Below are 11,286 nucleotides of genomic sequence, written 5' to 3'. Positions count from 1 at the left end.
TTATAATTCATCGGCTATCTTATTGATTTTTCTGAGTCTATGGTTGACACCACTTTTGGTCAGAGGGGTGCTGAGGCTATCTGCTAACTGCTGGATAGAGTAGTCTGGGTGCTGAATCCGCAACTGCGCTACTTCCTGCAAATCCACTGGCAGATTTTCTAAGCCCATAATATCTTTGATTTTGCTGATATTGTTGATGGTCTTCATGCTGGCAGAAACTGTCCGAGCGATATTAGCTGTCTCGGCATTATTGGCTCTATTGAGGTCGTTACGGGTTTCTCGCAAAATCTTAACTCGCTCAAAATCGTCACGCGCCTTCATGGCTCCGATGACTATCAAGAAGTCCATAATATCTTCAGCACGCTGGAGATAGGTCACAGCCCCCTTCTTGCGCTCAAGCACCTTGGAATCCAGCAAAAACTGCTGGAGAAGGGAGGCAATCCCTTGCGCGTGGTCCAGATAAACAGAACTGATTTCCAACTGGTACTTGCCTGACTCAGGGTCACGAATGCTCCCATTTGCCAAGAAAGCTCCACAAAGATAAGCACGTCCTGCTTCCTCGTCCGATAAAATCGCCTCATCAATGCCTGTTTCCAGACCAAAGAAGGAGTCAGCCAAGTGCAAATCACTCAACAAATCCTGCACCTTTTCATCTGTAAAAACGGTATAGACACGATTCTTGCGAAGATTACTCCGTTGGTGGTGACGAATTTCCGATTTGATTTCGTAGAAATGGAGAAAGGACTCATAGAGGTGACGAGCCAGTTTGACATTTTCTGTCACAACAGACAAGGTTAGGCCCGAGGTCGAGAGACCGATGCTACCAGACATCTTGATAATAGCTGATAATTCATGTCGGCTTAGATGGTGCTGACCTAGAATTTCTTCTTTTACTGCTACTGTAAAACTCATTTTCTCACCTGTATAATGCGCATCAATTCATCCACAATCAAATAACCATCGTGGAAGGCGCCTCCATTTTCCAGACGAAGGAAGTTGGATGAAATCACGCGCGGAACTTGCTTACAAAGACCAGCAAAATCATGTTCCACCTGCACCAAGTATTCATCAAACCGGTTGGAATTCATGTATTCCTGAGGAACTTTTTCGATATTCACCAAGACAGTATCGATAAAAGGTCGACCAAGGTGACGATGCAAGACCTCCACATGGTCACTATCTGTAAAATGTTCTGTCTCCCCACGTTGGGTCATGATATTGCAGACATAGGCGATTTCTGCCTTGGTTTCCAAAAGCGCCTGCCCAATTTCCTTAATCACGATATTAGGCAAAATAGAGGTAAAGAGAGAACCAGGTCCGAGGACAATCATGTCACTTTCAAGAATAGTCTGCACTACTCGACGACTGGCCAGAGGCGTATCATCGTTAAGGGTATTGGTCACATAAACATGGTCAATCATGCCTGGATGGTCTGCGATATGACTCTCTCCAGCCACTTCTGTCCCATCCTGAAAGACTGCATGAAGGGTCAAGGGATGGTCACTGGAAGGATAAATCTTCCCAGTTGTGTGGAAAAATTTGCTCAATAACTGCATGGCATTATAGGTTGAACCCTGCATTTCTGACAGGCCAGCGATAATGAGATTTCCCAATGGATGGCCAGCAAAGGCTCCAGCATCCTCAGAAAAGCGGTATTGAAAGACCTTTTCATAAAACTTAGGCATATCCGACATGGCCACAAGGACATTGCGAAGATCACCTGGCGGTGTCAACTGCTGCATATTTTTTCTGAGTTCACCTGAAGAACCACCATCATCCGCCACCGTTACGATAGCAGCGATTTCCACATCTTTTTCACGCAGACTTTTAAGAATGACGGGGATCCCAGTCCCTCCACCAATCACCGTTATCTTTGGTTTTCTCATGAACGGTTTACCGTTTCCTTTCTTCGGTCTTTGTCGCGATGCCCTTCATTAACAGGCCAATTCTTGGATAAGTCCTGCGCCAAGCGTTTAGCAAAAGCCACACTACGGTGTTGTCCCCCTGTACAACCCATAGCAATGGTCAAAACAGACTTCCCTTCCTTTTGGTAACTCGGCAAAATCGGCTCAATCAAGGCCAACAAATGTTGATAGAAGTCTTCTGACTCAGGATGGTTCATGACATAGTGATACACTGGTTCATCCACACCCGTTTGATTTCTCAGTTCTGGAAGATAATATGGATTTGGCAAAAAGCGCACATCAAAGACTAAATCTGCATCAATCGGGATTCCATATTTAAAGCCAAAAGACATGACTTCGATACGGAAAGACTGGGCTTGTTCTTGATCTGAAAACTGCTCTGCAAGGGTTTTACGCAGCTCACGTGGAGTGAGTTCAGTCGTATCCACCACATTTTGACTCATATTTTTCAAAGGCGCCAAGAGCTCACGTTCCAGCTTGATTCCATCCAAAATCCGACCATCTGCAGCTAATGGGTGACTCCGTCTGGTTTCCTTGTAACGCGCGACCAATTCCTTATCAGCTGCATCCAAAAAGAGAATTTTAAAGTCCAGTTCTTCCTTGTTTTCCAACTCATCCAAAACAGCTTGAATCTCCGAGAAGAAAGAACGGCTACGCATATCCACTACCAAGGCCAACTTAGGATCGTCTTCCTTAGTTTCAACCAGCTGCAAAAACTTAGGCAAGAGGGCTGGCGGCATATTATCAATGGTAAAATAACCTAGATCCTCGAAAGACTGAATGGCTACGGTTTTCCCTGCACCACTCATTCCTGTCACAATCACCAAGTGAAGTTGTTTCTTTGTCATCTTTTTCTCCTTATATCAAAAGAAGTTTGGCAACACCAAACTTCAACTAGCTTATCCAATCTCTGCGATGACTTCGATTTCGACTTTTACATCACGAGGAAGACGAGCTACCTCCACAGCTGAACGAGCTGGAAATTCCTCTTTAAAGGCCGTTTGGTAAACCTCGTTAAAAGGAACAAAGTCGTTCATATCGCTCAAAAAGCAAGTTGTTTTGACAACATGGTCAAAGTCAGTTCCTGCTTCTGACAAAATAGCACCGATGTTTTTCAAGACTTGTTCTGTCTGTTCTTGAATCGTTTCTCCAACGATTTCTCCAGTTTCAGGAGAGAGAGGAACTTGACCACTAGCAAACAAAAGGTTGCCAACGATTTTTCCTTGAACATAGGGTCCGATAGCCTTTGGAGCCTTGTCTGTATGTATTGTTTTTGCCATTTTCTTTTCCTCACAATTTTTCTAAGATTGCATCCCAAGCCTCATCCATCCCTGCCTTGCTGACAGATGAAAAGAGGATGAAGTCGTCACTTGGGTCAAAGTTTAATTTCTTTTTGATTGCTGATTCGTGCTTGTTCCATTTACCACGAGGAATCTTGTCCGCCTTGGTCGCAACGATGATAACCGGAATCTCGTAATACTTGAGAAATTCGTACATCTGCACATCATCTGCTGACGGATCATGACGGAGGTCAACTAAACTGACTACTGCACGGAGATTTTCCCGAGTTGTCAGGTACTCCTCAATCATGCGCCCCCACTTTTCACGCTCCTTTTTAGAAACACGGGCATAGCCATAACCAGGCACATCCACAAAGCGCATCTTGTCATCAATGTTAAAGAAGTTCAGGAGCTGGGTTTTACCAGGTTTACCTGATGTTCGGGCTAGATTTTTACGATTCAGCATGGTGTTGATAAAGCTAGACTTGCCAACATTTGAACGCCCTGCTAGGGCAATCTCTGGCAGTTCATCCTGCGGATAATGAGACTTGTTGGCTGCACTGAGCAAGATTTCAGCATTATGTGTATTGATTTCCATAGTCACCTCTAGGCTGTTTCCAAGATTGGTTTATCCGTTCCATCGACAGCTTCTTTTGTGATGCGAACCAATTTCACATTTTCCTGACTCGGTACTTCAAACATGACATCTAGCATGGTTTCTTCGATGATGGAGCGAAGACCACGCGCCCCTGTCTTCCGTTCGATGGCCTTATTGGCAATCTCTTGAAGAGCTTCGTCGTCAAATTCCAACTCGACATCATCATAAGATAACAAGGTTTGATATTGTTTGACCAAGGCATTTCTTGGCTCTTTCAAGATACGAACCAAGTCATCAATCGTTAATTGCTCAAGGGCTGCAAAGACAGGCAAGCGTCCAATCAACTCTGGAATAATACCGAATTTTTGAATATCTTCTGCGATGATTTCTTGCATGTAAGAGCTGTTTTCATCAATTGCTTTATTATTTTGACCAAAGCCGATAACCTTTTCACCCAGACGTTGTTTGACAATTTCTTCAATACCATCAAAGGCACCACCCACGATGAAGAGGATATTTTTAGTATCCACTTGAATCATTTCTTGTTGCGGATGTTTGCGTCCACCTTGAGGCGGCACGCTAGCAACAGTTCCCTCGATAATCTTGAGAAGGGCTTGTTGCACCCCTTCACCAGAAACATCCCGTGTGATCGATACGTTCTCGCTCTTCTTGGCAATCTTGTCAATTTCATCCACGTAGATAATCCCACGCTCTGCACGCTCGATATTAAAGTCAGCAGCCTGCAAGAGTTTAAGGAGAATATTTTCCACGTCCTCACCCACATAACCAGCCTCAGTCAGAGCTGTCGCATCCGCAATCGCAAAAGGCACATTCAAGCTCTTAGCCAAGGTCTGGGCAAGGAAAGTTTTCCCTGAACCAGTTGGGCCAATCATCAAAATGTTTGACTTCTGCAAATCCACATCTTCTGACTCCTCACGCGTATCGTGGAAATTGATACGTTTGTAGTGGTTGTAAACCGCCACTGCCAAGGCACGCTTGGCACGATCTTGACCGATTACATAGTGGTTCAAGATATGGAGGAGTTCAATTGGTTTTGGCACCTCAGACAAGTCTGCCAAGACTTCCTCAACCAATTCTTCTCGAATAATTTCTTGAGCTAGCTCCACGCATTCATTACAAATAAAAGCATTGTTGCCAGCGATTATTTTTTGTACTTCTTCTTGGTTTTTGCCACAAAATGAGCAATAAACCATCATATCATTTTTTCTATTTGTAGACATGATTTCCTTCCATTCTATACTGTCATTCTATCTAAAATAAGGTCATGTAAAAAGCATGAATACTATTGACCAGATTGGTAAAGGCATTTAACCAAAGGAGGATAGAAAGCCCGTAACGCTTTTTACGAAAAGCCTGTGCTCCTGCCAGAAGGCAGATGAAACACAGAAAAGCCGTGAATAAACCAAATAAACTCCGTTCCATTAGACTTCCTTTCTCTTGCGGTATTGGATGGTAAAATCATAAGGATTTTTCTCATCTTTGGCGTAAAATTTGCTTGAAACTGTCTCAAAAAGAGACAAGTCAAACTCTTCAGGAAAATAGGTATCTCCCTCCACCTGAGCATGAATTTGAGTGACAATCACTTCATCCAAATAGGACTCAAAAGCCTGAAAAATCTGCTTCCCACCGATAATGTAGAGATTCTTTTCTTGAGTCTGATACCAGTCCAGAACAGACTGGACATCGTGAAAAGTAGCCACCCCATCTATCTTTTCTTCCGGATTACGCGTCAAAATCAAGGTCTCCCGTTGTGGAAGCAAGCGACGCCCCATCCCATCAAAGGTCACCCGTCCCATCAAGATAGCATGATTCAGAGTTGTTTCTTTGAAGTGTTGCAGTTCTGCTGGCAAATGCCAAGGCAGACGATTGTCCTTACCAATCACACCCTCTTCATCCTGGGCCCAAATAGCTACGATTTTCTTAGTCATGCTTCCATCCTTTTTACTGATAGTACTATTCTATCAAAAAACTCAAAAAAAGACTGGTTTGGAATAGCTTACAAAATAGAAAAAATCTGTAAGAAATTTCCTACAGATTTATCTATGTTGCCTTGTTTCTTATAAACCAGGTGCTTGTCCAAGTTCTGCCGCAAGCATCCAAACTGTTTTCTCAAGTTCAGCCTTAGCACCAACAAAAATATCGTTTGTAACATCATCGCCTTCTTCGTCAGTCACATCCAACGCTTTTTGGAAAAGAGTGATGAGGTAGCGATAAATAGCTAGAACACGTTCCAAGCTTTCTTCAACATTACGGTATTCACCAGCTTCTTCTTCGATTTCGCTGTGTTGAAGGAATTCTGTCAAAGTAGAGTATGGTTTACCACCGAGTGTAATCAATCGTTCGCTGATTTCATCTAAATGACCATCAAGATCATCCATGTACTCATCCATTTTTGGATGCCATACCATAAAACCGCGTCCACGCATGTACCAGTGCACTTGATGAAGAGCAATATGCGCTACATACAAATCTGCTACTGCTTGATTCAAAACTTCCTTTGTTTTTGCCAATGCTACTGGCGCTGCTTTTGTTAATGTTGCGACATCTTTTGCTGCTTCTTTTTTCAATTCTACCATTGTTTTCACCTCATTCATTATTTTTATGTAACCACTTCTTAATGATTACTACCTTAGTATACTACTAAGGAAAGACAATAGCAAGCCAAATGACCCACATGAGAAAAGTTGCAATAGACTGATAATTTAAGAATTCTTTAGAAGACGAAAAAGAGGTCTGGATGCTTATAGTCAATGGAAATCCATCAGCAAACTAGGAAACTAAACCCAGCTTAACCAAAGTACAAGTTTTGAGGTCGCAGGTAGAACTGACCACGCTGACGTGGTTTGAAGAAATTCCCCAAGACTATAATAGATTGAAATAAGAGGGAGCCAAGTCGATTAGGAAAGACAAATGAATTTCTAAAAATGTTTTAGCAACCGCAATGTCCTGGTCTATATTCAATCTACCATATAAGATTTATTTCCTAGCGAGATCTTGAATTTACTCGAGGATGAACTGCCATAAAACAAAGAAAAAGAGGGTGCTACTATCACATCCCTCTTTCAAATCATCGCTTAATACCAAACGCTGACATCTACGCGCCCTTGGATTCCTTTCATGTATTCAGAAGAGGTATATTGCCAACCTTTTTCTCCTGAATAATGAGGGTTTTCCCATTCTAAAGCATTGGTATAGGCCGCTACCCAGTTTACATGTTTTAAAATATCTGGGTGTTTTAAACGCGTCTGTAATAAACTACGATAGCTATAGACATACACATTTTGATAGCCCGCCTGCTTCATCGTCTCCATGTACTTGTTGATGATTTTAACCCAAGTGCCTGTATCACTTGGAGCTCTCTTGCTCTTATTTACATATTCCCAATTCTCAACATCATAATAGATAGGGTAAGACAGGTTCATATTGTATTTCTTTATAAGTTCAATGGTCTGTTTAGCGTCACTCTCAGCATCGGTCTCATTTTCAGCATAGGTATAGAGATAGACACCATAAGGAATTCCCAGACGGTTTAACTCCTTAATGTTATGCGCCAATTCCTTGTCTTCTTTACCGCTATAACCTAGACGAACAATGACACCATCCACTTCGTTCTCATCAATAACCTTTTTCCAATCATTGATACGACCATTGTGCTCACTAATATCAATGACTTTCTTAGCATGTTCGGTTCCCACTTGTTCTTCTCTATTATTAAAGAAATAGCGTTTACCATCTCTGTGAACCCAGCCGACATTCAAATCTTTCTTTTCTTTGAGCTCACCAGAGGCCGCAAAGATATAGCGAGCACCATCCATAATCACTTCGTCAGTCGCCATGGCACCACTTCCAGTCAAATAGTAGTTGCCTTGCCACTCATTCCGAGCCATATAGCCCCACTTCTTGAAATAGTACCATTTGCCGCCCACTTTTTGCCACTCTTGGTTGGCATAAGTTCCATCGGATTTTAGATAAAAATAAGCAGAATAAGCCGGATCATAAAGCCATTCATTTTGCATCATGGCACCTTGACCATTCAAGAAATAACTTCCTTGCCATTGGCTTTTAGCCATGTAACCCCACTCCTTGAAGTAATACCACTTATTTCCAATCAATTGCCATTCTTGATGAGCATAAGCCCCATCTGACTTGAGATAAAACCAATTCTTGTAATTACTGTCATAGATCCACTCGTTTTGGGCCATATATCCACCTGATTTCAGGTAGTAATTTCCATGCCATTCATTCTGCGCGTAACGACCATCTGACTTAATATAAAACCAAGCCTTATAGTAGTTGTCAAAAATCCATTCACTTTGAGCTTTAGAACCATCAGCCTTTACATAATAATCCCCATCCCAGTGGGCAGAGACACTGTTTCTCTGTTCATTACTACTAGTTGATGAAGTCCCTGTTGATAGACTAGATTTTTCTGAAACTGTGATTCCACTTGTTTCATCTGCCGCAATTCCTGAAACTCTTGCGCCAAGTAAGCAAAGACTTGCTAGCCCTATACATACAATTTTTGTTTTCAATCTTTCCTCTCCTATAAAAAATGGAACAGGCACCTGAATGCTGTTCCACCTAGCTTTTGCTACTGATTATTTTACAAAGTCAAGCAAAGCCAAGAAGCTTTCAGCTTCAAGTGACGCACCACCTACAAGGGCACCGTCAACGTCTGGACAAGCCATGTATGAAGCAACGTTCTCAGGTTTAACAGAACCACCGTATTGAACACGAACTTTGTCTGCAACTTCTTGACCAAAGTCAGCAGCTACAACGTCACGAACAACTTTACACATTTTTTGTGCGTCGTCTTGTGAAGCTGATTTACCAGTACCGATAGCCCAGATTGGCTCATAAGCGATAACTGATGCAGCAACTTGTTCAGCAGTCAATCCAGCCAATGCAGCAGATACTTGAGCGCCTACAAACTCAGCAGCTTTACCAGCTTCGTAAGTTTCAAGTGACTCACCACAACAGATGATTGGAAGCATACCGTTTGCAAAGATTGCTTTTGCTTTTTTGTTGATATCTTCGTCAGTTTCATGGAAGTAGTCACGGCGTTCTGAGTGACCGATAACAACGTAGTCAGTACCGATTTCTTTCAAAACTTGTGGGCTTGTTTCACCAGTGAAAGCACCTGCATTTTCAAAGTAACAGTTTTGAGCAGCAACTTTAAGATTTGAACCTTTTGCAGCAGCAAGAACAGTTGTCAAATCAAGAGCTGGAGCAGCGATACCTGCTTCAACAAGATCTGATGAAGGAAGTTTTGACGCAACTGCTTCAACAAATGCTTTAGCTTCTTCTGGATTTTTGTTCATTTTCCAGTTACCAGCGATAAATGGTTTACGTGACATTTCACATACCTCTTTTTTCAATTTATTTTCTACTTATTTTATCACAATTAGACACAGCTTGCAAATCTTACTCGGATTTCAAGTCTGCTTACATGGATTAATCCTTCCAGAGATCCATGGCATTTATGAAATCTGCAGACACCTGTGTCAACTGAGGATTGCTTGCTTCTCTCTCTGCCCGTTTAGCCTCGATTTGAGCCACACTCTTGATACCTTCATGGCGCCAGTTTCTCAAAATCGCCTGAATGTACTTCCAGTTTGCTTTTCCATTTAAAACAGCTTCACGAAGAGCCTCCTTAATCAAGTCAGCACTGGTCCCATCTTCTTTTAATGTCTTAGTCAAATCTTCAATCTCAAAAGGTGTCAACAAGCGTCCTAATTCCTGCTGGAAGGTTTCTACCAAATCCTTGAGCTGATTTTGAGGTGTCAACTGGTCTGAACTTGAATGAGCGACTCCAAGCAAGTCATCCAAACGTTCCAAAGCCAAACTAGCATCAAAGAGCAATTCAATTTCGCCATTCAATTCGATCGTTCGATACTGAAGCAGTCCCCTCTCCGTCAGATTGGAAATAGCCTGATTGACTTCCGAAATTTCCTTGCCAATCCTTTCAGCAATCTGGCTTGGCGACATTTCTTCTAAACCTGTCGTATTTTGCAAATAGAAAAATTGCCAGACCAGAAAATCGTCGCTAGAAGGAAAGAGTTCCTTAAAATGCAAGAGCAGGGCAGTCGGTAAAACCAAGTTCCCTGATTTAAAAGCGTCTAAATATGTCATAATTCCTCTTATAAATACCCAAATGCGGATGCATCATCTTCTATTTTTCTCCAGTCAAAAGGAGTTTCCTGATAGACCGCATAGTTCACCCAGTTACTGAAAAAGAGGGCTGCCGATGAAGACCAACAAAGACAAGGCGTCTGATTGACATCATCATCCTTAAAGTAATTTTCTGGAATATGAGGATCTAAACCTGCATCACAATCTCTGAAATACTCTTTTGCCAAGGTATCACGGTCATATTCCAAATGTCCAAAACTATAAATTTCACGCAAATCACGACTAGCCAAAATCGAAACCCCAACCTGAGGTCCCTCTGATAAAATCTCGAGATTGGTCTTATTCAGAATCTCTTCCTTAGAAATCTCCGTATGTCGAGAATGAGGGGATACATAGCTATCGTCAAAGCCTCTAAAGAGAAGGTGCCCCTCTTTTAGGGTGTCCTGAGGATAAATACCTGATAACTTACTGTCCATCTGGTATTTTTCCACTCCATAACGCAGATAAAGACCAGCCTGAGCCCCCCAACAGATATAAAGGGTCGAATAGACATGGGTCTTGGACCACTCAAGCACCTGGCTAAATTCCTCCCAATAGTCCACTTCCTCAAATGGTAAATGCTCAACTGGAGCACCCGTGATAATCATCCCATCAAAATACTCATCCTTGACTTCAGGAAAGGTTTTATAAAAGGTCTCCATGTACTCTGAACGAGTTGTTTTAGAACGATGGCTCTCCATATAGAGAAAATCAATATCCAATTGCAGGGGCGTATTAGCCAAATGGCGCAACAACTGGGTTTCTGTGACCATTTTCTGTGGCATGAGATTTAAAATTAAAATCTTCAAAGGACGGATATCTTGGTGGGACGCACGTTGATCATCCATGACAAAGATATTCTCTGTCCGTAAAATCTCAACAGCTGGTAATTTTCTATCAATTCGAATCGGCATAACCCTCTCCTAACTGTACTCTTTCAGAAATCATTGCATATGTTTGAAACTCTTCGAAAATCTCTTCAAACCGCGTCAACGTTGCCTTGCCGTACGCATATGTTACTGACTTCGTCAGTTCTATCTGCAACCTCAAAACTGTGTTTTGAGCTGACTTCGTCAGTTCTATCTGCAACCTCAAAACTGTGTTTTGAGCTGACTTCGTCAGTTCTATCTGCAACCTCAAAACTGTGTTTTGAGCTGACTTCGTCAGTTCTATCTACAACCTCAAAACTGTGTTTTGAGCTGACTTCGTCAGTTTTATCTACAACCTCAAAACAGTGTTTTGAGCTGACTTCGTCAGTTCTATCTACAACCTCAAAGCTGTGTTTTGAGCT

Annotated in this window: 14 protein-coding genes; all 14 read right to left on the bottom strand. The window is 42.2% G+C overall.

Features of this window, described 5'->3' with window-relative positions:
- Entirely contained in the window at positions 1–912 is a 912-nt protein-coding gene (gene whiA, locus HT729_RS10770) for a DNA-binding protein WhiA (RefSeq protein WP_172932009.1), read from the bottom strand.
- A complete protein-coding gene (locus HT729_RS10765; protein ID WP_138706973.1) occupies positions 909–1,886 on the bottom strand; it encodes a YvcK family protein in 978 nt (325 codons plus the stop codon). The genes whiA and HT729_RS10765 overlap by 4 nt, the downstream gene beginning before the upstream one ends.
- A complete protein-coding gene (rapZ, locus tag HT729_RS10760; RefSeq protein WP_172932008.1) occupies positions 1,883–2,773 on the bottom strand; it encodes an RNase adapter RapZ in 891 nt (296 codons plus the stop codon). The genes HT729_RS10765 and rapZ overlap by 4 nt, the downstream gene beginning before the upstream one ends.
- A 51-nt stretch (positions 2,774–2,824) precedes the next feature.
- Positions 2,825–3,205, bottom strand: a complete 381-nt coding sequence (locus HT729_RS10755; RefSeq protein WP_119948218.1) for a RidA family protein — start codon at positions 3,203–3,205, stop codon at positions 2,825–2,827.
- 10 nt (positions 3,206–3,215) lie between these two features.
- Positions 3,216–3,803 (bottom strand): ribosome biogenesis GTP-binding protein YihA/YsxC, encoded by a 588-nt coding sequence (gene yihA, locus HT729_RS10750; protein ID WP_000405202.1) that lies wholly within the window; start codon positions 3,801–3,803, stop codon positions 3,216–3,218.
- Between the two features lie 8 nt (positions 3,804–3,811).
- Positions 3,812–5,044, bottom strand: coding sequence for an ATP-dependent Clp protease ATP-binding subunit ClpX (gene clpX, locus HT729_RS10745; RefSeq protein WP_000106340.1), 1,233 nt, complete (start codon positions 5,042–5,044; stop codon positions 3,812–3,814).
- A gap of 31 nt (positions 5,045–5,075) precedes the next feature.
- On the bottom strand, positions 5,076–5,246 hold the full coding sequence (locus tag HT729_RS10740) for a hypothetical protein (RefSeq protein ID WP_000442276.1): 171 nt from the start codon (positions 5,244–5,246) through the stop codon (positions 5,076–5,078).
- A complete protein-coding gene (locus HT729_RS10735) occupies positions 5,246–5,752 on the bottom strand; it encodes a dihydrofolate reductase (protein ID WP_000162463.1) in 507 nt (168 codons plus the stop codon). The genes HT729_RS10740 and HT729_RS10735 overlap by 1 nt, the downstream gene beginning before the upstream one ends.
- Before the next feature lie 129 nt (positions 5,753–5,881).
- Complete coding sequence (locus HT729_RS10730) at positions 5,882–6,400, bottom strand: Dps family protein (RefSeq protein ID WP_171043136.1); 519 nt, start codon at positions 6,398–6,400, stop codon at positions 5,882–5,884.
- Positions 6,401–6,898: 498 nt separating this feature from the next.
- Entirely contained in the window at positions 6,899–8,389 is a 1,491-nt protein-coding gene (gene lytC / locus HT729_RS10725; RefSeq protein WP_172932007.1) for a choline binding-anchored murein hydrolase LytC, read from the bottom strand.
- 33 nt (positions 8,390–8,422) lie between these two features.
- Positions 8,423–9,181, bottom strand: coding sequence for a triose-phosphate isomerase (tpiA, locus tag HT729_RS10720; RefSeq protein WP_000087893.1), 759 nt, complete (start codon positions 9,179–9,181; stop codon positions 8,423–8,425).
- A 97-nt stretch (positions 9,182–9,278) separates the two neighbouring features.
- Positions 9,279–9,956, bottom strand: coding sequence for a DnaD domain-containing protein (locus HT729_RS10715; RefSeq protein ID WP_166731622.1), 678 nt, complete (start codon positions 9,954–9,956; stop codon positions 9,279–9,281).
- A gap of 8 nt (positions 9,957–9,964) precedes the next feature.
- A complete protein-coding gene (gene metA, locus HT729_RS10710; protein ID WP_172926132.1) occupies positions 9,965–10,909 on the bottom strand; it encodes a homoserine O-succinyltransferase in 945 nt (314 codons plus the stop codon).
- A 65-nt stretch (positions 10,910–10,974) separates the two neighbouring features.
- A partial coding sequence (locus HT729_RS10705; protein WP_172932006.1) for a hypothetical protein occupies positions 10,975–11,286 on the bottom strand: 312 nt, incomplete at its 5' end.

This window comes from Streptococcus sp. 79 (assembly GCF_013277425.1).
Lineage (GTDB): Bacteria > Bacillota > Bacilli > Lactobacillales > Streptococcaceae > Streptococcus > Streptococcus pseudopneumoniae.
This window is presented reverse-complemented; position numbering and strand designations above follow the sequence as displayed.

Bases quoted from the DNA above. Each gene is read 5' to 3' on its own strand.
- whiA (WP_172932009.1), bottom strand. From the start codon at position 912: ATGAGTTTTACAGTAGCAGTAAAAGAAGAAATTCTAGGTCAGCACCAT.
- HT729_RS10765 (WP_138706973.1), bottom strand. From the start codon at position 1,886: ATGAGAAAACCAAAGATAACGGTGATTGGTGGAGGGACTGGGATCCCC.
- rapZ (WP_172932008.1), bottom strand. From the start codon at position 2,773: ATGACAAAGAAACAACTTCACTTGGTGATTGTGACAGGAATGAGTGGT.
- HT729_RS10755 (WP_119948218.1), bottom strand. From the start codon at position 3,205: ATGGCAAAAACAATACATACAGACAAGGCTCCAAAGGCTATCGGACCC.
- yihA (WP_000405202.1), bottom strand. From the start codon at position 3,803: ATGGAAATCAATACACATAATGCTGAAATCTTGCTCAGTGCAGCCAAC.
- clpX (WP_000106340.1), bottom strand. From the start codon at position 5,044: ATGTCTACAAATAGAAAAAATGATATGATGGTTTATTGCTCATTTTGT.
- HT729_RS10740 (WP_000442276.1), bottom strand. From the start codon at position 5,246: ATGGAACGGAGTTTATTTGGTTTATTCACGGCTTTTCTGTGTTTCATC.
- HT729_RS10735 (WP_000162463.1), bottom strand. From the start codon at position 5,752: ATGACTAAGAAAATCGTAGCTATTTGGGCCCAGGATGAAGAGGGTGTG.
- HT729_RS10730 (WP_171043136.1), bottom strand. From the start codon at position 6,400: ATGGTAGAATTGAAAAAAGAAGCAGCAAAAGATGTCGCAACATTAACA.
- tpiA (WP_000087893.1), bottom strand. From the start codon at position 9,181: ATGTCACGTAAACCATTTATCGCTGGTAACTGGAAAATGAACAAAAAT.
- HT729_RS10715 (WP_166731622.1), bottom strand. From the start codon at position 9,956: ATGACATATTTAGACGCTTTTAAATCAGGGAACTTGGTTTTACCGACT.
- metA (WP_172926132.1), bottom strand. From the start codon at position 10,909: ATGCCGATTCGAATTGATAGAAAATTACCAGCTGTTGAGATTTTACGG.